20 protein-coding genes are annotated in these 19,762 nt (G+C 51.9%); 6 read left to right on the top strand and 14 right to left on the bottom strand.

Translation table 11 applies throughout. The features are described from left to right. Positions 1-3 precede the first annotated feature (3 nt). The 4 genes from NK662_RS00795 to splB form a co-directional block, all read right to left on the bottom strand. Entirely contained in the window at positions 4-1,200 is a 1,197-nt protein-coding gene (locus NK662_RS00795) for an iron-containing alcohol dehydrogenase (RefSeq protein WP_254756380.1), read from the bottom strand. A gap of 272 nt (positions 1,201-1,472) precedes the next feature. Further along, positions 1,473-3,239: a sigma 54-interacting transcriptional regulator gene (locus tag NK662_RS00800; RefSeq protein ID WP_254756382.1), complete on the bottom strand. Its 1,767-nt coding sequence runs from the start codon at positions 3,237-3,239 to the stop codon at positions 1,473-1,475. A gap of 403 nt (positions 3,240-3,642) precedes the next feature. Further along, positions 3,643-4,062 (bottom strand): transcriptional regulator MntR, encoded by a 420-nt coding sequence (gene mntR / locus NK662_RS00805; protein ID WP_254756384.1) that lies wholly within the window; start codon positions 4,060-4,062, stop codon positions 3,643-3,645. Positions 4,063-4,174: 112 nt separating this feature from the next. Continuing rightward, on the bottom strand, positions 4,175-5,200 hold the full coding sequence (gene splB / locus NK662_RS00810; protein WP_254756386.1) for a spore photoproduct lyase: 1,026 nt from the start codon (positions 5,198-5,200) through the stop codon (positions 4,175-4,177). Positions 5,201-5,400: 200 nt separating this feature from the next. On the opposite strand from splB, the gene NK662_RS00815 reads away from it, so the two are divergent. Further along, positions 5,401-6,243, top strand: a complete 843-nt coding sequence (locus NK662_RS00815; RefSeq protein WP_254756388.1) for a mechanosensitive ion channel family protein — start codon at positions 5,401-5,403, stop codon at positions 6,241-6,243. Between the two features lie 163 nt (positions 6,244-6,406). Further along, positions 6,407-7,216, top strand: a complete 810-nt coding sequence (locus NK662_RS00820) for a hypothetical protein (protein ID WP_254756390.1) — start codon at positions 6,407-6,409, stop codon at positions 7,214-7,216. A gap of 50 nt (positions 7,217-7,266) precedes the next feature. On the opposite strand, the gene NK662_RS00825 is transcribed toward NK662_RS00820, so the two are convergent. Next, on the bottom strand, positions 7,267-8,103 hold the full coding sequence (locus NK662_RS00825; protein WP_254756392.1) for a lipoate--protein ligase family protein: 837 nt from the start codon (positions 8,101-8,103) through the stop codon (positions 7,267-7,269). 160 nt (positions 8,104-8,263) lie between these two features. On the opposite strand from NK662_RS00825, the gene NK662_RS00830 reads away from it, so the two are divergent. Beyond that, a complete protein-coding gene (locus tag NK662_RS00830) occupies positions 8,264-8,644 on the top strand; it encodes a rhodanese-like domain-containing protein (protein WP_254757392.1) in 381 nt (126 codons plus the stop codon). Between the two features lie 108 nt (positions 8,645-8,752). Here the strand turns inward: NK662_RS00830 and NK662_RS00835 are convergent, their stop codons facing one another. Further along, a complete protein-coding gene (locus tag NK662_RS00835) occupies positions 8,753-9,316 on the bottom strand; it encodes a DNA polymerase III subunit delta (protein WP_254756394.1) in 564 nt (187 codons plus the stop codon). Between the two features lie 172 nt (positions 9,317-9,488). Beyond that, positions 9,489-10,259, bottom strand: a complete 771-nt coding sequence (locus NK662_RS00840; protein WP_254756396.1) for a BsuPI-related putative proteinase inhibitor — start codon at positions 10,257-10,259, stop codon at positions 9,489-9,491. Positions 10,260-10,420: 161 nt separating this feature from the next. On the opposite strand from NK662_RS00840, the gene NK662_RS00845 reads away from it, so the two are divergent. Then, a complete protein-coding gene (locus NK662_RS00845) occupies positions 10,421-10,588 on the top strand; it encodes a hypothetical protein (protein WP_254756398.1) in 168 nt (55 codons plus the stop codon). A 13-nt stretch (positions 10,589-10,601) separates the two neighbouring features. Here the strand turns inward: NK662_RS00845 and NK662_RS00850 are convergent, their stop codons facing one another. The 5 genes from NK662_RS00850 to gcvT all read right to left on the bottom strand — a co-directional run bounded on the left by NK662_RS00850 (position 10,602) and on the right by gcvT (position 15,014). Continuing rightward, positions 10,602-10,793, bottom strand: a complete 192-nt coding sequence (locus NK662_RS00850) for a hypothetical protein (RefSeq protein WP_254756400.1) — start codon at positions 10,791-10,793, stop codon at positions 10,602-10,604. 77 nt (positions 10,794-10,870) lie between these two features. Next, complete coding sequence (locus NK662_RS23720; RefSeq protein WP_368736045.1) at positions 10,871-11,032, bottom strand: DUF3929 family protein; 162 nt, start codon at positions 11,030-11,032, stop codon at positions 10,871-10,873. Positions 11,033-11,110: 78 nt separating this feature from the next. After that, entirely contained in the window at positions 11,111-12,571 is a 1,461-nt protein-coding gene (gene gcvPB / locus NK662_RS00855) for an aminomethyl-transferring glycine dehydrogenase subunit GcvPB (protein WP_254756402.1), read from the bottom strand. Further along, a complete protein-coding gene (gene gcvPA, locus NK662_RS00860; RefSeq protein WP_254756404.1) occupies positions 12,568-13,911 on the bottom strand; it encodes an aminomethyl-transferring glycine dehydrogenase subunit GcvPA in 1,344 nt (447 codons plus the stop codon). Before gcvPA ends, gcvPB begins: the two co-directional genes overlap by 4 nt. A gap of 17 nt (positions 13,912-13,928) precedes the next feature. Then, positions 13,929-15,014, bottom strand: coding sequence for a glycine cleavage system aminomethyltransferase GcvT (gene gcvT, locus NK662_RS00865; protein ID WP_254756406.1), 1,086 nt, complete (start codon positions 15,012-15,014; stop codon positions 13,929-13,931). 301 nt (positions 15,015-15,315) lie between these two features. Between gcvT and NK662_RS00870 the strand changes: the two genes are divergently transcribed. Both NK662_RS00870 and NK662_RS00875 read left to right on the top strand, forming a co-directional pair. Next, positions 15,316-16,998, top strand: coding sequence for a DEAD/DEAH box helicase (locus tag NK662_RS00870; protein ID WP_254756408.1), 1,683 nt, complete (start codon positions 15,316-15,318; stop codon positions 16,996-16,998). After that, positions 16,985-17,785, top strand: coding sequence for a YqhG family protein (locus NK662_RS00875; protein ID WP_254756410.1), 801 nt, complete (start codon positions 16,985-16,987; stop codon positions 17,783-17,785). Before NK662_RS00870 ends, NK662_RS00875 begins: the two co-directional genes overlap by 14 nt. 42 nt (positions 17,786-17,827) lie before the next feature. Here the strand turns inward: NK662_RS00875 and NK662_RS00880 are convergent, their stop codons facing one another. Beyond that, positions 17,828-17,980 (bottom strand): hypothetical protein, encoded by a 153-nt coding sequence (locus tag NK662_RS00880; RefSeq protein WP_254756412.1) that lies wholly within the window; start codon positions 17,978-17,980, stop codon positions 17,828-17,830. A 53-nt stretch (positions 17,981-18,033) separates the two neighbouring features. Beyond that, complete coding sequence (locus NK662_RS00885) at positions 18,034-19,755, bottom strand: ABC transporter ATP-binding protein (protein WP_438503569.1); 1,722 nt, start codon at positions 19,753-19,755, stop codon at positions 18,034-18,036. Positions 19,756-19,762: the final 7 nt, after the last annotated feature.

Raw genomic sequence — 19,762 nt, forward strand, 5'->3', positions numbered from 1 at the left:
CGATTACAAAGCTACTGTATTAGACAAACTGAAATCATAGTCATAGCAAACATGGTACAAGGCTACAATTTCTTCATGCGTCGGCACACGCGGGTTATTGCCCGGGCTGCCGCTTGCCAGGGCATCTGTTGCCATCTTCTCCACAACCTGCTCCAGGCGGTCCTTGTCGATTCCCCATGTCTTCATGTTCGGAATTTGCAGATCCTGGCACAACTGCTTCACTTCCGCGATGACCGCTTCCGCCACATCTGCATCTGCCTGCCCCTGCAATTCCGGTTTAATCAGCCGGCCTATGACAGCCAACCGAACCAAAGCGCTTTCCTTCGTAAACTCCAGAACAGCCGGCAGCAGCATGGCATTGGATACCCCATGCGGCACATGGAACATGGCGCCAATCGGGCGGGACATGCCGTGCACAAGCGTAACGGATGCGTTTGAGAAGGCCACTCCCGCAAGCATGGAGCCAAGCGCCATGTTTTCCCGCGCCTCCAGGTCGTTTCCGTCTGTGTATACCTTGCGTAAATTGCCGATCAGCAGTTCAATGGCCTGTAAGGCGAACATGTCTGTCACCGGCTGCGCCCGGCGGGAAATATATGCCTCAATTGCATGGCACAGTGCATCCACGCCTGTTGCCGCTGTTACGGACGGCGGGCAGGACAAGGTCAAAACCGGGTCGACAATAGCTGCAGCCGGCAGCAATTCCGGCTGTGGCAGCATCATTTTGACATCATACACGGTGTCAATGATAACCGTAACCTTTGTCACCTCAGAGCCTGTCCCGGCCGTCGTCGGAACTGCGATTAAAGGAAGCGCTTTCTCGGCAAACAGCTTTTGATTGCTGGCGTAGTCACGAATGTGCCCCCCATTTGTCATCAGAACTGCCACTGCTTTCGCTGTATCCAGGCAGCTGCCGCCGCCAACCGCCACGATGACATCACATGCCTCCTGCCGGCAAACGTCCAGCGCTTCCTGCACGTGAATGTCCGTCGGCTCTGTATCCACCCCTGTATACTTTGCCGAAGATAAGCCTGCTTCGTGGATGAGCTGCTCGCAGCGTGCCACGTTGCCGATCTTCTCCATAATCGGATCGCTGACAATCAAAACTTTACTGCCAAAAGAACGCGCAACATTTCCTACTTCTGTGAACGAATCTTTGCCATACAACACGCGCCCCGGCATTAACAGTTGATAAGTCGACATCGTATTCCCCCTTTGATTGATATGAGCATAAGTGCTGTCGTCTTTCTATAAAGCAAGCAGCATGCCAAAAATGGAGGGAATAGATATATTTATTCTAAATAGTCAGCAAATACTGTCTATTCTGGCATATAATCCAGCTTTATTTACTTAAATTCTTGAAATATTAACTCAATTCTATTTAGCCGTGTTCCCTCTTCCACGCAAAAAATGTCGGATTAACGTCTAATCCGACACTAAAATCCGACATACATCCGACACAAACCCGACACATCTTAATCCGACACAAGATGATATTTCCGCATCTTTTCATAGAGAGTGGAACGGTGAATACCCAAACGTTTCGCCGCCGCTGTTTTATTCCCGCGTTCCTCTATTAAAATTTGACGGAGTCGCTCGCCTTCCTGCTGCTTGATTTGCTGCTTCCAGTCTCCCTCGCCCTCCTCCTGCACCGCGTGGGCTGTTTCTTTTCTGTCCAGAAGATATGCCGGCAGATGGGCCGGGAGAATGACAGGGCCCTCGACAAGCCCGACGAGCATTTCCAGCACATTGACCAGTTCCCGGATGTTGCCGGGCCATGAATAGTCCATAAACAGCTTCATGACCTCCTGCGTACACTCCTTCCGATCCATCTGAAACAGCTTACAAATCCGTTCCAGGTGGCAAGAGACAAGCTCAGGGATGTCCTGCTTCCGCTCCCGCAGCGACGGAATGCAGATTCTGATAATGTTCAGGCGGAAAAATAAGTCCTCTCGGAATGTTCCTGCCTTCACCATTTCCTCCAGATTCTTATTCGTGGCAGCAATAATCCGGACGTTTATTGGCTTTGGCTTCACCCCGCCAACCCGCTCAATCACCCGCTCCTCCAGCACACGCAGAATTTTTGCCTGCATATACAGTGGCATATCGCCAATCTCATCCAGAAAGATGGTGCCATTATGCGCCAGCTCAAACTTGCCGGCTTTTCCGCCTCTCTTTGCCCCGGTAAAGGATCCTTCGTCATAGCCGAACAGCTCCGCCTCCAGCAGTTGCTCCGGAATGGCCGCGCAGTTCACCCCCACAAAATTGCCGGATGCATACCGGCTTGCGCTGTGGATCGCTTTGGCAAAAACCTCTTTTCCTGTGCCGCTTTCTCCGGTGATGAGAACGGTGGAAGGCACTTTTGCAGCTTTCATCGCGATGCGTTTAATGGCCGCCAAAGAAGCGCTCTTGCCGATGATGCCGTCAAAGCCATGAACCTCCGCAGCTGCCGGCTGCTCCTCCTTCAGCAGCGGTTGTTTTTTGCCGACAGCGACCGCCTGAGATAAGCTTTGAAGCCGGTTCAGCATACTGTAAATTTCGGATACACCCTGGAAAATGACAATGCCGATGGCCCCGACCACGTGTCCTTCCCGCCAAATCGGGATGCGGTGCACGACCATTTCCTGCCCCACAATATTTTGAATGGAGCTTCGTTCCGGGATGCCGGTCTGGATGGTGATATGAAGCCGGGTGTTGTCAATGACCTCCGTTACGTGCCGGCCGATCGCCTCCCGAATCGGCACACCGGTAAAATCACTATAGGCTTGGTTGAACTCCCGGATGATGCCATCCACATCGACTACAACAACACCTTCGTACGCGGCCTGCAGTACGGTCCGGAGCATCTTCAGCATATTATCCGCTTCTTCCTTGTCCGCCTTCATCTGCGCCATGGCAGACCGAAGCTGCTCCTGTTCCCCGAGTATGCCGATGATGCTGTCCGCCTCATCGGCCACAAGCAGTGCTTGTCCCCCGAAACCGGGAAGCTCTGCCGCCGGGAAACTCGGCGATACCTTCTGCACCGGCCTCATCATATCCACAGCCGTTTCGTCCAGCTTTTCTTCCCCTGCAGCCTGCAGCAGGTCATCCCTGCAGAGCAGGCCGGCTGGCTGCCCATTCTCATCCATTACCACGGCTGTTGCGCCCCGCTGCCCGGAAAGCCGCCGGATTACCTCCCGCAAGCTTTCCTGCGCCGATACTTCCACATACTTGTTGCTAACCCAATCCGCCGCCTGTTTCATCCTGCTCCCCCTTTGCTGTGTGAAACTGAAAACATCTGCTCATGGCCCGGAAAGAAATCTCCTGCCAACACAAACTTGACTGGGGCAAGCTTCCGCCAGCCCTCCGGAAACCCGCGCACCTTTATCTTTTTTAAAAAAACTCCCCCAAATCGGGAGAGTCCTTGTTCTGCCTGTACGCACCATCGTGAGGGGTTTCGCCCGTCATCCGGCATGATTTCCTCATGCTGTATATCCATGCACCTTTGGTTGTCTCAACTGCTCTATTATACAGATACCGCCTCGCTTCGTCAGTTATCTGCACACTGCTCCTTCAGCGGTATATCAACCTCATTATATACAGAAAACACAAAAATTTATATACAAAAAAATAAAAAACCAGTGAAATCCCACTGGTTCATCAGGTTTATTCTTCGTTTGTTTTTTGCACGTTGCGCAAGGCTGTAATACGGGCCGGATCCTCCTCAAAGTACTGCACGAGATCGCCAATGCGGTCAATGGCTTCCCAGCTGAGGTGGTGCTCAATCCCTTCCACATCTCCGTAAATCTTGCTTTCATCCAGCCCGATGATACGCATGAACTGCTCGAGCAGCTCGTGGCGGTATACAAGGCGCTTCCCGATTTTTTTGCCCTTTGTCGTTAAAATCAACCCGCGGTATTTCTCATATATTAAGTATTCATCCTTGTCCAGCTTCTGCACCATTTTTGTCACCGAAGACGGATGCACACTCAGCGCTTCTGCGATGTCGGATACACGCGCATATCCCTTTTCCTCAATCAATAAATAAATCTGCTCTATATAGTCTTCCATGCTAGGAGTAGGCATCAGGTTCCTCCATCCAATTCATTTTCTCTCAAGACCCGCTCTATGCAATCATTAAAATGATACAACAGAACATCCGCCCTGACAAGGGAAGAACCGGAAAACGCTGTCTCCATTATGTGAAGTATTGGATTTCTGCATGCGGGAAGTACTCTTCAATATAGGAACGGATGGTGCGCTCCAGGTTCGCGGCATCTTCCGTCGGATAGACATATTTGCCGATTCCGTAGCGCCCCCACTTATACTTCCGTTTTTCTTCATCCATTTCCAGCTTGGTGTTCGGATAACGCTGCTGAATGACTTTCTTAGCCGGCTTGGTGAACCGGTGCTGGATCATTTCAAAAGATAAGTTTGGGAGCTCCATATCCTTCAAAGAGGCATGCAAACGCTGAAACAGCTCTAAATATCCAGCCTCCCAATCCTCGTGCATATAGATCGGCGCAACAATGAAGCCCAGCGGATACCCTGCCTGCGCCACCTTGCGCGCCGCTTCAATGCGGTCCTCAAACGGAGACGTGCCCGGTTCAAAGTTTTTAATGACATAACGGGAGTTCACACTGAAGCGAAAGCGCGTCTTCCCATTATGCTTGGCATCGAGCAAATGATCCACATGGGAGTATTTCGTCACAAAACGAAGCTGGCCAAATTCTGTTTGGCCAATAAACTCGATGGTCTGCTTTAACGCATGCGTGAGGTGGTCGATCCCAACAATATCGGACGTACAGGCTGCCTCAAAACGGGTGATTTCCGGTGCCCGCTCATCCATATATTTTTGGGCCTGCGCAAAAATTTCATCAATATTCACATACACACGAACGTACGGCTTGCTGCCGAGCGTCGTTTGCAGGTAGCAATAATGGCAATGTCCCATACAGCCTGTCGCAAGCGGAATGGCATATTCCGCTGACGGCTTGGATGTATCAAATTTCAAGGTGCGCCGGACGCCCACCACCAATGTCGATTTTGCATAGCGGTATTTCTGCAGGTCATTTTCCCCCGGCAAGTCCCGAATTTGGTTGTGGGAGGTTGTTTCGCGGATTTCAAGCCCCATTTCTGTAAACTTCTCGTGCAGCTGCTTGCCCAGCGGATAGTTCAGTGCCTCCGGTTCAAAGTATACAAGCTTTGGCATAAACGGCTTCATGCCCATCACCTCTTTCCTGATGTATTCTCCTGCTTAGTATGAGCGGAGAAGCAGCTTTGCCGGCAATGAAGAATTTCCATGGACAGGGATGTTATGTAAAAAGGGCTGGTTGTAACACCCGCGAGAAAATTCTTGTCAATTTGTTCTTTCTTTGTAATGCTATATCCTTGGAGACCATACATACTAAAGGAGGATTTCACATGCTCCAAAAGATATTTCCTGAGCATTTCACCTTTTCATCCTATGCGCTGACTATTATTTTGGCGTTGGCGGGGGTATCCGCGGCCTTCTTTGTGCTTCAGCGCTTTCTGCATCAATTCTTCAAGCGGACCAGCTTTTTGGAGGAGAAGAAGGAGCAAACCATTGAAACTGTTGTCAAGAATACATCCCGGTACGCAACCCTTCTGATCGTGCTGCTTGTCGCAATCACACCCTTTGTGGACCTGCAGCACGTTCTGGTTGCCGGCGGTGTAATCGGGGTGATTGTGGGCTTTGGCGCCCAGTCCGCCATCAAAGATTTTCTGCACGGGTTTTTCTTCTTGTTTGAGGGACAATTAAAGAAGGGCGATTTCGTCTCTGTCAACAATGAATTGGCGGGAACAGTAGAGGACCTTGGCTTTCGGGTAGTGACCATCCGCTTGGTCGACGGCAAGCTGATGATTGTGCCAAACGGAGAAGTCCGAAAAATCGTCAATGGCAATATGGAACGCCGCCGCGTGTTTGAAAGTGTCATCACCGATTTTCAGGAAGATCCGCTGCGGATACGGCTGCTGCTCGAATCAGTCTGTGCCGAGCTGAATGAACTGCAAATGGAGTACTTCCTGCGCGACGGCAGCGGCGAGCCCGTGGAAATGTATCATTATTGGGGAATGTCCTCCCTCGATGCCTCGCCGTTCGGCTATCGCTTCTCCATTGCCGCGACTGTGCAGGATATTTACTATTTGCGGGCTTCCCAAGAAGCTAAATTTATTATGGCAAAAAAACTCCACGAGGAGGGGATTCGGCTCCCGTCCGTTCGCGCTGTGCAAATGCCGTCTTTATAGTGGGCTAAATTGACAGCACGGCGCCGAACATAAATGACCGAGAAAAAAATAAAATAAAGAAGCAAATGATTGACTTATCGCTTTTCTTCTCGGTAATATATCTTTTCGTGAGACTTTTACTATTCGGAATACTATACAACGAACAGATGAGAGGGGAAATGGAATGTCGCTCAAGAAAAAAGCGGAAGTACGGACTGGCAAAATGGCTCGGGAATTGATGCTCGCGGACGAAGAGGTTTCGGCCTCATTGATCATGGTATACAGTGAAAATGGCGTCAATGCCGAAATTAAAATAGAGGGCCTTCATCCAAAGTCCAATGAAGAGTTGTTTTTAAGCGGCAAGGTGGATTGGAACCGCAGTGTCATTTATAAAATTGTGGACTTCACCGGCAAAGCGGAAGTGGGCAAAGTCATGCTTACCGAAATGAAAAAGAATAATGTGACGCTGCAGATTGAGCGGGTCATGTGGAGCAAGGATAAGCAAGGAGAAGCAGCCCAGGAAGAGAATGCACTGGCTCCCGTACATACCCCTGCCCAAGAAATCGCAGCACCAAAGGACCGGGTTGAGCTTGCAGCCGAGCCTGCACCAAAAGCGGAAGAGCATAAGCCGGCTAAGCCGCAGCCTGCCCCGGCACCACAAGCGACACAAGCAAAGCCGCAGTCTGCCCCTGCTGTGGAAACCAGCCCGCAGCCGACTGTCACAGCAGCCAGCCTGCAGCAGGCAAGCGAGCGGGAAGCTGTGCGGTCAGCACTGCAGCAGAAATACGATCGTCTTCTCGATAAGGCAAAGGGGGCCTGCCTGGATTACAGCCTTGGGCTTGACCTGGATGATTCCATAGAAGCCTTGACGGATGAACTGCGTGAGCAGGGCGTTTCCTTCACACTGGATGCAGACATAATGGATGCTGTACAGCGTCTTCGCCAACTGAAGGAAAAAGGCATTGATCCAAAAAAACTGTTACATCTCCTTTAAAGCATTGCTGATGCAAGAAATGCCCCCGGCCGGCGCCGGGGGCATTCTTTTTATCTCTTGTAGTTCCATTCATCGCTTTCATACTTGCTCTTCGCAAGCACTTCAACCTCAGCCTGCTGCTCCGCCGTCAATTCATACGGAACAAGCTCCACGCCCAGCCCTTTTTCAAATCCTGCGTGGAAGGCTTCAATCAGCTGCTCCATTGTGAAGGTACGGTCTGTCAGTTCGTTGATGGCGACCGCCTTGGAGGAAAACATGGACTTCATCCGCTCCTTTACCCGCTCGTTCGGGAATAAGAACAGATCATAAAGGGTATCCAGATCAATTTCCAGCGGCACAGAGCCATGCTGCAAAATCACGCCCTTTTGCCGTGTCTGGGCGCTGCCGGCAATCTTCCGGCCCTCCACCACAATTTCATACCAGGACGGTGCATCAAAGCAAACCGCTGAACGCGGATTCCGCAGTTCATCCTGCTCCTTGTCTGTTTTGGGAACCGCAAAATACGCTTCCAAGCCCAGTGACTGAAATCCATACAGCAGCCCTTGCGAGATTACGCGATATGCTTCTGTGACCGTACTTGGCATATCCGGATGATCTTCAGACACAATAACACTATATGTAAGCTCCCGGTCATGGAGCACGCTTCTTCCGCCGGTCGGGCGGCGCACAAAGCCAAAGCCGCGCTTTTTCACTTCTTCCATGTTGATTTCCTTCGCGACACGCTGAAAGTACCCGGCTGAAAGCGTAGGCACCTCCCACTCGTAGAAGCGGATGGTCGGCGGCATGAGCTTTTCGCTCTGCCAGTTCAGCAGGCATTCATCCAAGGCCATATTATAAGACGGCGAGCACTTGCCGGAGTTGATGTAGCTCCATTTTTCCTTTTCCATACTGCACCTCTGACTTCCAAAAATGTATACGTAACCTAGTCTATCAAATTTACTGCTGTTTGTGAAAAGAAACGAAAATTCTCCCATCTTTATTGCATTGCTTGTCCACACCGTTATAATAGGTAAGGTAGATATGAAAAAAGGGGTCGATTTCACCGTGATGAATCTTATCATCTTCCTTGTCATCCTTGTTGCGTTCATCGCCTATTCTGTGGCAATGTACTTCTATCAGCGCAAGCTGGTTCAACCGCTTGCAGAAGAAGAATTCCGCGCCGGCTACCGTAAAGCGCAGCTGATTGATATCCGTGAGCCGGATGAATATAAAGCAGGCCATATTCTCGGCTCCCGCAACATTCCATTCTCCCAGCTGCGGATGCGCTATAAGGAAATCCGTGCTGACCAGCCTGTGTATATGTATTGCCAGAACGGCATTCGTACAGGCCGCGCCGGCCAGTTTCTAAAGCGCAAGGGCTATAAGAGCATGTATCAGTTGCAGGGTGGATTCCGCACGTGGTCCGGCAAGGTCAGAAAGAAGGATTAAAGCAAAAAAAGAAAGTCTGCGGACTTTCTTTTTTGCTGTGAAGAAGCTTCAGAGCGCTTCTCTTCCGGCTTTTTTCAGGGAGATGACCGCCTGCAGTTCTTTGCGCTCTTATGCTTTCATGCTGTTGGCGACCTGCAGCAGCGCTTGCTTTACCGCACTATTATCCTGATCCCGGACATTTCGGTACAGCAGCTGATAATCCATGCTCCCCCTCTTCCAGGTTAAGGTGGCAAACTCATCTCCGCCCTCTTTTATCCCCTTATAATATACTTGCGTGCCGTCTGACAGAGTGAAGGCTTCATCGAACAGCTTCTGCTGAACCAACTGCATGCTATATTCAAAATTGGCTACAGTCAGCTCCACGTAGCGGCTGTCTTGCCCGTCCGAGCGGTTATATTTTACATTCAAAACAATTTGCTCTTTGCCCGATGCGCCTCCCTTGCGGATGACTGCCTTTGTATCCCCCGAAGACGTGTAGGGCAAAAAGGATGGCGCCTGAAATGAGAATGGCAGGGCCTCTTTTGCCTTAGCCAACGGCACTGGATTATAGGTGACTTCCTTCGCTGTATTTGCACTCGCCACCAGGCCTGCTTCCTTCAACGACTGTCCGCCTGAACAAGCACCAAGCATACTGACACCACAGCATAATAAGAATACGGCACATTTTCTCATTTCCTCTCCGTCCTTTCCGCATGAATCCGTGACATGAGAAAGCTTTTAGAGTAAGAAATTCGCCGCGCACAGAAGACTACCTGTGGAAACTTTCCGCCTTTATCCTGCATGCTGTGACAGTGCGGGTGCAAATGCTGCAGATTCAAAGGGAATTTGCAGCATTTGCAGGGAATTATGGGAATTGCTGCAGGACAAACTCCTGCTGCTTCGGCGCCTGCTTTCCGTCCTTGCTGCCCACCTGCAGCACAAACAGCAGCGTTCCGTTTTGTGGAAGCTTCGCCTTTGAAAGGTTAATCTCCACCCTCCATGCTTTAGACACATCGATCCGTGTTGCAGGAACAAGCTCATTGTGGCCGTCCTCAACCGTATACATGGTCTGCCCCGCTTCCGGCATAGCCGGCCCTGACACCATGTACACCCCATCCTTCCCCTGCACGGTAATGGGGGCGGAAGGAGCCGTGCCGCCTTTGAACTCGGCGGTCGCGGTGAACTTGCTCTGGTCCGCTTGTTTTCCGTTTACCTGAAGCGGCAGCAGGCCTGCGCTCACCTGATAGGCTTCCCCCTCCGCAATGGCGCCGTAATTCCAGACGGCCCGCCACTCCTTTTGTTCCCCCGGCTCCAGCTGCACTGTCGTCTGCTGCTGCGTAAACATTTTTCCTTTCGAATAGCGGTACAGCTCCTTGCTCTTGGCGTCCTCCACGATAAACTCTGCCTGCTGCGCAGTCGGGAACGTAAGAATCAGCTTCTTCTCCCCTTGGTTTTCCAGCAAAAGAACAAATGTCGCCTGCCCCTTTTCCATTTTTGTCTGCACAGACAACTGATAGTCCTGTTTCTCCTGCCGCACCGCCGGTTCTTCCTTGCTTGGCGCGGTTTCTCCCATTTGTCTTCCGCAGCCGATTAAGGCCAGCAGAATGACAGCAAGGTACAGTATAGTTCGATACATACACACCACTCCATCCAGTTTTTCCTCTGCTTATCATATCAGAAACTGCCCTCCATGCAAGCCGGCCATATCAGCCCCTATACATGGAAAACTCACGCTATCTTGTATAAAACATGTACCTTCCACCAAAAGATAAAAGAAAAGTATAAGGAGTTGAAACTATGGCACTTCCAGCTCATACACGTATTCTGCTGTTATTTTTCCTATTTTTGTTTGCGGTTTTTTTGCTGAGCACAGCCATTCACTCCCAGCGGTTTTCAACGCAGTCCCGCAGCTTTGACCACCTGCAGGAGCCGGTAATGGAAAAAGAGCTGGAGCCACATTCGTAGCTCCAGCCCCCTCTTACTTATCAAACACCCCAAGCATTTCCTCGCGCATGCCAAAGCTGACAACGCCAATACCCGCGTACATACAGAGCAATACAAACGGATTTACGGATTGATACCAGCTGTTATCAATGATGAGATAGGCTGTTACAGCAGCCACCAGCACAAAGGCTGCTATGTATAAATAAAAGCTTACCTTCTGGCCCATGACCTTCCCTCCCCTCCAGCAAGGCCGGCCCAAGTTCTCCGGCTGTGCGGGCAGACTCCCATCTGCCTGTTCTATATTTAGTGTAAATGATGCAATTCCACTTTCACAATAGCATGGCAAGAAATATATACAAGTTTTCTGGTTCTGTCAACGGCAGACACATGTTCGTCTGCTGCGGCCGGCCTGGCACGCTCCATATTCCTTGTATCCCGATAGCCAAAAAAGCGGCCCTGCTCCACGGAGAAACAACAAAACAAAAAAGAGAGGGATCGCTCCCTCTCACATGGTTCAGAACTAGGCGCAAAAGCTGATAAAGCTTATGCTTTTTGGTAACGGAGGACCGGCTTGCGGGCAGCCAATGTTTCATCCAAGCGCTTCACGACTGTTGTATGCGGCGCCTCCTGGACGATTTCCGGATTTTCCTCCGCTTCCTTCGCGATGCGGATCATGATTTCGATGAAATCGTCCAGCGTTTCCTTGGACTCTGTTTCCGTCGGCTCGATCATAATGCACTCCTCCACGTTCAATGGGAAGTAAATGGTCGGCGGATGGTAACCAAAGTCCAATAGACGCTTGGCAATGTCCAATGTGCGGACACCAAGCTTTTTCTGCCGGCGGCCGGACAGGACAAACTCATGCTTGCAATGTCTGTCAAATGGCAGGTCATAGTATGGCGCCAGTCTTCTCATCATGTAGTTTGCATTCAGCACAGCGTATTCTGTTACATCACGCAGCCCCTCTGGGCCCATCGAGCGGATGTATGTGTACGCACGGACATTGATGCCGAAGTTGCCGTAATACGGCTTCACGCGGCCGATTGCCTGCGGACGGTCATAGTTCAGGCGGTAGCCTTCCTCTGTCTTCTCGATGATCGGCTTTGGCAGAAACGGAATAAGGTCTGCTTTTACGCCAACAGGGCCGGAGCCCGGTCCGCCGCCGCCATGCGGGCCTGTGAATGTTTTGTGCAGGTTCAAGTGCACCACGTCAAAGCCCATGTCGCCAGGGCGCGCCTTGCTCAATACAGCATTCAGGTTGGCGCCGTCATAGTACAGCTTGCCGCCTGCCTCATGGACAATAGCCGCCATTTCCAGAATCTGCTCTTCGAACAGGCCCAATGTGTTTGGATTCGTCAGCATCAGTGCCGCTGTGTCAGATCCCACCACACTGCGCAAATCCTCCAGATCCACCAGACCGTTTTCGTCAGATTTCACCGTAATGGTTTCAAAGCCGGCTACAGTTGCAGACGCCGGGTTTGTTCCGTGGGCGGAGTCAGGCACAACCACCTTCGTGCGGTTGAAGTCTCCATTTGCTTCGTGATACGCGCGAATCAGCATCAGGCCTGTCCATTCCCCATGCGCACCGGCTGCCGGCTGCAGCGTCACCGTATCCATGCCGGTGATTTCTGTCAGGTGCTCCTGCAGGTCGTAGAGCAGCTCCAGTGCGCCCTGCACCGTGCTTTCCTCCTGCAGCGGATGAATATAGGAGAAGCCAGGGAAACGTGCCACGTTCTCGTTGATCTTCGGATTGTATTTCATTGTGCAAGATCCCAGCGGATAGAAGCCGGAATCCACACCGTGGTTGCGGCGGGACAGTGCTGTATAGTGGCGCATGATATCCAGCTCGGACACCTCCGGAAGCTCCGCTGCCTCCTGGCGGATATATGCGCTGTCAAACAGGTCCTCCAGCACTGCCTCTTCCACGTCCAGCGCCGGCAGACTGTAGCCGACGCGGCCCGGCTTGCTTACTTCAAAAATGAGTGATTGATCGTGCTTTGTCATCGGATGTCCCCCATTTCCTTCACCAGTGTGTCGATTTCCTCTTTCGTCCGCAGCTCCGTCACGGCAAGCAGCATATGGTTTGCCAGCTCCGGATAGTACAGACCGAGGTCATAGCCGCCGATGATGCCTTTTTGCAGCAGCGCCGCATTCACTTCCTTCACGGATTTACCGCAGTCCACGACGAATTCATTGAAGAATGGGCCGGCAAAGGCGACAGGGAAGCCATTTGCTTCAAGCTGCTTTTTCGCATACTGTGCTTTGGAAATGTTCTGCACTGCGATTTCCCGCGCGCCCTGCTTGCCAAGCGCAGTCATGGCCACAGAAGCAGCCAATGCATTCAAGGCCTGGTTGGAGCAGATATTGGATGTTGCCTTATCGCGGCGAATATGCTGTTCGCGCGCCTGCAGCGTCAGTACAAAGCCGCGCTTGCCGTCTGTATCGACGGTCTGTCCGACAAGTCGGCCCGGAATTTTGCGCATGAATGCTTTAGACGTTGCGAAATAGCCGCAGTGCGGGCCGCCGAATTGTGCCGGAATGCCAAACGGCTGGGCATCGCCGGCTGTAATATCGGCTCCGAACTTGCCTGGAGGCGTCAAAGCGCCCAGCGCCAGCGGATTGGAGGATACAATGAACAGGCCCTTATGCTGGTGGGCAATTTTCTCGATGTCTGCCAATCTTTCAACCTGGCCGAAGAAGTTTGGATACTGCACAACGACGCAGGCTACATCCGCACCCATTTCAGCTTCTAAGGCAGCCAGGTCTGTCACGCCTTCCTTGTGTGGAATTTCCACAACCTCGAGACGCTGTCCCTTCGCGTATGTCTGCAGCACATCACGTGTTTCCGGATGGACGGCTTTGGACACCAGAATTTTACGGTTGCGCGTATGGCCCGCCGCGAGCATTGCCGCTTCTGCAATAGCCGTTCCTCCGTCATACATGGAAGAGTTTGCCACATCCATGCCGGTCAGCTCACAAATCATCGTTTGGAACTCGAAAATGGCTTGCAGTTCGCCCTGGGAAATTTCCGGCTGGTAAGGCGTGTAAGCCGTGTAGAATTCGGAACGGGAAATGACATGGTCCACGATGACCGGCACATAATGGTCATATACACCGGCGCCGAGGAAGGACGCATATTCTTTTGTGTTGGCATTCTTGCTTGCCATCTGAGACAATTCCTTCAACAGCTCCGGTTCGGACTTCGCCGGCTTAATGTTGTAGGTTCCCTGAAAACGAACCTGCTCTGGAATATCAGAAAACAGTTCATCAATGGTCTCAACGCCGATGGCGCCGAGCATTTCCTGCTTGTCTTCTTCAGTCATTGGAAGATAACGATGCAACATAGTGTAAGCCCCTCTCTTTACTTCGCGCGTTTGTAAAACGGTGTTGGAATCACAACGGCCTTTACCCGCTTGCCGCGGATGAGCACATCCACTTCCGTGCCGGGAGCAGCATATGCCTGGTCCACAAGCGCCAGCCCGATGTTCTTCTTCAGTGTCGGGGATTGCGTGCCGCTGGTGACCTCGCCAATTTGTTCTTCACCGGCAAACACCTCGTAATGCGTGCGCGGAATGCCCCGTTCAATCATTTCAATGCCGACCAGCTTGCGCGGTGCCCCATGTTCCTTTTGGCCCTGCAGCACTGCTTTGCCGATAAAGTCCTCTTTGTTCACCTTCACAGCGAAGCCGATGCCCGCCTCAATCGGTGTGATGCCCTTTGTCAGCTCCTGGCCGTACAACGGCAGGGCCGCTTCAAAGCGGAGGGTGTCGCGTGCCCCGAGACCGCATGGCTTTGCGCCGGCTTCTGTCAGCAAGTGCCACAGCTTCACGGCATCTTCGCTTTGGCAGTATATTTCAAATCCGTCCTCTCCCGTATAGCCTGTCCGGGATACAAGGACGGAAACACCTTGTATGTTTACATTCTCCTGAAACTTGAAAAATTTAATCTCATGAAGAGGAGTGTCCGTCAGCGTCTGCAGAACAGCCTCTGCCTTAGGTCCTTGCACAGCAAGCTGCGCCATCTGGTCAGATACGTTCACAACCTGCACATCACCTGCGGCATGAGCCAGCAGCCACTCATAATCCTTTTGGATGTTGGATGCATTCACAACGAGCAAATAGTCATGTTCACCTTTTTTATATACAAGCAAATCATCGACTGTACCGCCGTCCTCGTAGCACATGGCTGTATATTGGGCGCCGCCGTCCTTCAGCATTGCTGCATCATTGGTCATCACGCGCTGCAAAAAGGCAAGGCTGCCGCTGCCTGATACCTCGATTTCCCCCATATGTGACACATCAAACAAGCCTGCCGCTGTCCGTACAGCCTCATGCTCTTCCTTAATGCTGGTGAATTGCACAGGCAAATCCCAGCCGCCGAAATCGATTGTCTTGGCGCCGTATGCTGCATACACTTCATATAGCGGTGTGCGATGCAATGTCATCATAAACTCTCCCCTCTTGCTGTATGTAGAGAAAACCGGACCGCGGGAGCACACGCTCCGCAGCACCATTTCTCCTGGTACAAGAAACCGCAACTTACCGTAAGAAGATGGGAAGCTTCCTGGGCTTTTATCCGGAATCTCCTTATCTTTTTTTGTGAAAGCGTACATCAAACAGGCTATTTCCGGACAAAATACGAAAGATTCCATATCCTTTACAACCAATATCCTAACATTTTTGAAATGTTTTCAGCAATATTCTCGCTTAAAAAATAATTTCGAATTTACTGAAGGTGGGATACGGCACATGAATGTCGATATAATGGTGGACCGTTCGTGGCAGGAGGAATTTCTGCAAAAGGCAGAGGGCGACGGCCCTTGGTCCAACTGGGAATTATACAATCTCGCATACGAAACGGAAAAGCAGCTGCTCATTCCCTCATTTGAAGGGCTGCAGGCCCCCGGGCACCTACCCCATCTCACCCCTCTGCCGCATCAGCTGGAGGTTGCCAAAACAGTCATTGAAGAAATGAACGGCAAGGCCATTCTGGCTGATGAGGTGGGTCTTGGCAAAACAATTGAAGCCGGGCTGATTCTAAAAGAATATATGATTCGCGGACTTGTGAAGAAGGTGCTGATCCTCGTCCCTGCCTCCCTTGTGTCACAATGGGCCTACGAACTGAATACAAAGTTCTACATCCCGGCTGTCGCCCAGCGCAAAAGCTATTCCTGGGAGCAGGCGGAAGTGATAGTCTCTTCCATTGACACAGCCAAGCGGGCGCCGCACCGGGACATTGTCCTGAATCTTGAGTACGACCTCATCATCATTGACGAGGCGCACAAGCTGAAGAATAATAAGACAAAAAACTACGAGTTTGCCCAACTACTAAAAAAGAAGTTCTGTCTCTTGCTGACGGCCACTCCAATTCAAAACCGGATTGACGAGATTTTCAATCTTGTATCCCTGCTCAAGCCGGGGCACCTCGGAAATCAATCCAATTTCGAAGAGTACTACGCCTCGGGCAACCGGACGCTGGAAACAGATCAGCATTTAAAGGAATTAATCAACAAGGTCATGGTCCGCAACCGCCGCCATGACACAGGCATTGAATGGCCCAAACGGCATGTGCACACCATTTTTGTGGATTTTAACGAACAGGAGCGCGCTCTGTATGATGCCATCAGCGGCTGGCGGTCAGAGAACGCCTTTACCTCAGCTTTCTCATCGCTCACTCTGAAACGGGAGGCCTGCAGCAGCCGGGAGTCTGTCTACTTCTCCCTGAAAAAGTTTGTGGAAAAGCGGCAGAAGGAAAATCCGGATTACACAGTAGAGCCCTACATCCATACCCTGATGGAGAAAATCAACCAAATTCCCTCCAACTCCAAGGCCCAAAAAATATTGGAGATTATAAAGGAGCTTGACGATAAGGTCGTCATTTTCACAGAGTACCGGGCCACCCAGATGTATTTGCAGTGGTTCTTAAAGCAGCACGGCATTTCCTCCGTGCCATTCCGCGGCGGCTTTAAGCGCGGCAAGAAGGACTGGATGAAGGAATTGTTCCAAAATCATGCCCAGGTGCTGATTGCAACAGAAGCCGGCGGCGAGGGCATCAATCTGCAGTTCTGCAACTATATGATCAACTACGATCTGCCCTGGAATCCGATGCGCCTTGAACAACGCATTGGTCGAATTCACCGTCTCGGCCAGAAGAATGATGTCCATATTTACAACATGGCAACAAAAGACACGGTGGAGGAGCATATCCTGAAGCTTCTGTACGAAAAAATTGAACTGTTTGAGCGGGTGGTCGGCGAACTGGATGATATTCTGACCCGGATTGATATGAAGAATATTGAAGATCATATTCAGGACATCTTCCTGCACTCCAAAACAGAGGGGGAAATCCGGATTAAGATGGAGAACCTGACATCGGTCATTGAATTTGCGCGCCGCAGTGAGACGGAGGTGGACCGCTATGCAGCAACATGAAATCCATGATTATATGCATCGCTTTTTTCTGGCCAATCAATGCGAGATTCTGGAGAATCGCGACTATCACCTGCATGTGCAGCTGACCATTGAAATGGACAAGCTGCTGATGAACCGCCCGTTCTATTGGCACTACCTGGAGAAGACCGGCGGCGTTCCAAATCCGGCCTCTCTCTCACTCATTACCGACCAAAACAAAGCACCGGAGGATGTAAAGGGGGAAGTCATCCACTACGGCTCCCCGCGCCTTCGGCAAATTTTTCACGCGACAAAGGAGCTCGGCGCTTATATCCGCCTGTACGAAGAAGTGCAGGCGGAGGGCCCGCACGGCATCCCGCTCCATCCATGGCTCGGGGTGAATATGAAGGTGTCCTATCAGTGTGACCGAAAAAAGGACATGATGTATTCGCTCGGGCTGCACCTTATCAGCGGCGCAATTGTGTCCGGCTTTCATGAAACGCTGCAAAGCATCCCGCTGACGCCGAAAATACCGGACCTGTGCTTTACCTTGACCCCGATGATCCGGCCGCAAAGCGGGCTGATCCGGATTGAAGAAACCGTAAAATCCCTCATTATGAAGGAAGACCATACATGGGCGGATGAAGCCCGCGAACGCTGGCAGCATGACTTGGATTTGCTCAATCAGTTCTACGAGGGAGTAGAGGAGCTGCCCGAAAGCTACGCGACCGAAAAACAGGCGCTTCAGGAGCAATATGAGCCGCGCATCCTCCTCGAAGTGGTAAACGGCGGACTGTTCTACCTGACGCCGGGACGAATTCCGCTGTGACGCGCAAAAAAAACAAGGAGCTGCCAAAGCAGCTCCCTTCTCTTATACCTTGCCATTATACTTGCGGCCGTCATTGTGCTCTTCCTGCCGATGCTTCGTCATATGGCGCTGATGCGCCTTTGTGCGCGCACTCACGTGATTGGCATCGTTCTCTTCGTTTTTCTTGGAACCGCCGGATCCCTCGCTCATCATCATTCCTGCACCTCCTCTGCGGATGTTCCTTCGTAGCTTCCGCAAACAAGGCCAATTTATGCGCTGCCGCGGTGAAACTGCTGCTGCACAAGCGTGCGGTAGAAGTCATGCTCTCGAAGCAGCTCGGCATGCGTCCCCACACCCGTAACGGTGCCATTCTCCATGACGATAATCTGGTCGGCATCCACAACCGTGGACAGGCGATGGGCAATCACAAACGCCGTACGCCCCTGAAGCAGTGTGTCCAACGACTCCTGCACCAGGCGCTCCGATTCTGAATCCAGACTTGCCGTCGCCTCATCCAGCAGCAGAAATTGCGGGTCGCGCAGCAGTGCCCTGGCAATGGCGATGCGCTGCCTCTGGCCGCCTGACAGCGTAATGCCCCGTTCTCCGACCCATGTGTCATAGCCGTCCGGAAATTGTGAAATAAACGCATGCGCGTTGGCCAGCCGGGCCGCCTCCTGCACCTCCTCCTCTGTTACCGCCCGGTTCATGCCGTATGTAATGTTGTCGCGGACACTTCCCGTCAGCATCGGTGCATCCTGCGGCACGTAACTAAACAGCCGGCGCCACTCCCGGAGCGGGATATGCGAAGCGGGAACATCATTCAGGCGAATCCGTCCTTCGCTTGGTTCGTAAAAGCGCTCCATCAGCGAAAACACGGTTGTCTTCCCCACTCCGCTCGGACCGACAAAGGCCGTAATCGTTCCTTGACGGGCAGCAAAGCTCACATTCCGCAGCACAAGCTCTCCGCCGTAGCCAAAGCCTACCTCTTCAAAGACAAGCTCCCGCGGAGCTTCTATGCACTCCGTCCCCTCATGATTCTCCTCCTGCTCCGCCAAAATCTGAAACAGGCGCTCCGTTGCGCCCTTCGTTTCCTGAAAGCTCGTCACGAACCGGCTGATGGAGCCGACCGGGATAATGATTTGAAACAAATACAGCACGAATGCCACCAGCTCGCCCGAGGTAATGAGGCCTTCACTGACCCGGTACGCCCCGTAGCCGATAATGACCACCAGCACCGTAGTCATAACAGCCGTCATCAATGGAGCCAGGATCGATTGAATTTTCGCTTTTTTCACGCCGTACTCGAACAAGGAGTCAAACTTGCCGCTGCCCCTCTCAAACTCCTCACCCTCTGTTGTCGAGGCCTTAATCAGGCGGATTTCACTCAGCATCTGTGTCAGAAATGCGGTCACATCGGACATGCGGTTTTGCTGTTCATAGGACAGCCGGTACATTTTCCGGCCGATCGGCATCACAATCAGGAAGGTAATCGGCACTGCTGTCAGCAATACAGCTGTCATGGGCACATCGAGAGTAAACAAAATGACAACGGAGACGATGACAGACAGGAAGCTGGTCACAACCTGCACCATTTCTGTCGACAGCAAATTCATCACCACCGTCGTGTCATTTGTCACGCGGCTGATCATTTCGCCGGAGTGGTGCCGGTCATAATAGGAAACCGGAAGCGCCAGCAGCTTCCGCCATGTCTTTGTCCGGAGCTGCCGTACAATCTGCTGCCCGACCCGGGCCAAAATGAACAGTGACAGCGCCGAAGTGACCACCTGCAGCAGCAGCAGGGCAATCAGCCCGGCCAATAAGGAGGGGCTCAGCTTCTCCGCCAAGGCATCCATGATTTTTTTAATAAACAGCGGGATGGCCAAGGACACAGCCGTGTTGCCCATGGACAGCAGCAGGCCCAGCACGAGCTGCCCAAGCGGAGGGCTGGTCACGCGCCAAAGCCCTGAAAGGGAAAATGCTTGCTTTGTCATCTTCATC

It is taken from the genome of Ectobacillus ponti, from assembly GCF_024294785.1.
In the GTDB taxonomy this organism is placed as follows: Bacteria; Bacillota; Bacilli; order Bacillales; family Bacillaceae_G; genus Ectobacillus; species Ectobacillus ponti.

What these genes read in the sequence shown, in the direction of transcription:
- NK662_RS00850 (WP_254756400.1), bottom strand. Translation starts at nt 10,793, where the DNA reads ATGGGCCAGAAGGTAAGCTTTTATTTATACATAGCAGCCTTTGTGCTG.
- NK662_RS00820 (WP_254756390.1), top strand. Translation starts at nt 6,407, where the DNA reads ATGTCGCTCAAGAAAAAAGCGGAAGTACGGACTGGCAAAATGGCTCGG.
- NK662_RS00845 (WP_254756398.1), top strand. Translation starts at nt 10,421, where the DNA reads ATGGCACTTCCAGCTCATACACGTATTCTGCTGTTATTTTTCCTATTT.
- NK662_RS00870 (WP_254756408.1), top strand. Translation starts at nt 15,316, where the DNA reads ATGAATGTCGATATAATGGTGGACCGTTCGTGGCAGGAGGAATTTCTG.
- NK662_RS00885 (WP_438503569.1), bottom strand. Translation starts at nt 19,755, where the DNA reads ATGACAAAGCAAGCATTTTCCCTTTCAGGGCTTTGGCGCGTGACCAGC.
- NK662_RS00795 (WP_254756380.1), bottom strand. Translation starts at nt 1,200, where the DNA reads ATGTCGACTTATCAACTGTTAATGCCGGGGCGCGTGTTGTATGGCAAA.
- NK662_RS00875 (WP_254756410.1), top strand. Translation starts at nt 16,985, where the DNA reads ATGCAGCAACATGAAATCCATGATTATATGCATCGCTTTTTTCTGGCC.
- mntR (WP_254756384.1), bottom strand. Translation starts at nt 4,062, where the DNA reads ATGCCTACTCCTAGCATGGAAGACTATATAGAGCAGATTTATTTATTG.
- NK662_RS00815 (WP_254756388.1), top strand. Translation starts at nt 5,401, where the DNA reads ATGCTCCAAAAGATATTTCCTGAGCATTTCACCTTTTCATCCTATGCG.
- NK662_RS00825 (WP_254756392.1), bottom strand. Translation starts at nt 8,103, where the DNA reads ATGGAAAAGGAAAAATGGAGCTACATCAACTCCGGCAAGTGCTCGCCG.
- splB (WP_254756386.1), bottom strand. Translation starts at nt 5,200, where the DNA reads ATGAAGCCGTTTATGCCAAAGCTTGTATACTTTGAACCGGAGGCACTG.
- gcvT (WP_254756406.1), bottom strand. Translation starts at nt 15,014, where the DNA reads ATGATGACATTGCATCGCACACCGCTATATGAAGTGTATGCAGCATAC.
- NK662_RS00830 (WP_254757392.1), top strand. Translation starts at nt 8,264, where the DNA reads ATGAATCTTATCATCTTCCTTGTCATCCTTGTTGCGTTCATCGCCTAT.
- NK662_RS00835 (WP_254756394.1), bottom strand. Translation starts at nt 9,316, where the DNA reads ATGAGAAAATGTGCCGTATTCTTATTATGCTGTGGTGTCAGTATGCTT.
- NK662_RS00800 (WP_254756382.1), bottom strand. Translation starts at nt 3,239, where the DNA reads ATGAAACAGGCGGCGGATTGGGTTAGCAACAAGTATGTGGAAGTATCG.
- gcvPB (WP_254756402.1), bottom strand. Translation starts at nt 12,571, where the DNA reads ATGACAAAGCACGATCAATCACTCATTTTTGAAGTAAGCAAGCCGGGC.
- NK662_RS00880 (WP_254756412.1), bottom strand. Translation starts at nt 17,980, where the DNA reads ATGATGATGAGCGAGGGATCCGGCGGTTCCAAGAAAAACGAAGAGAAC.
- gcvPA (WP_254756404.1), bottom strand. Translation starts at nt 13,911, where the DNA reads ATGTTGCATCGTTATCTTCCAATGACTGAAGAAGACAAGCAGGAAATG.
- NK662_RS00840 (WP_254756396.1), bottom strand. Translation starts at nt 10,259, where the DNA reads ATGTATCGAACTATACTGTACCTTGCTGTCATTCTGCTGGCCTTAATC.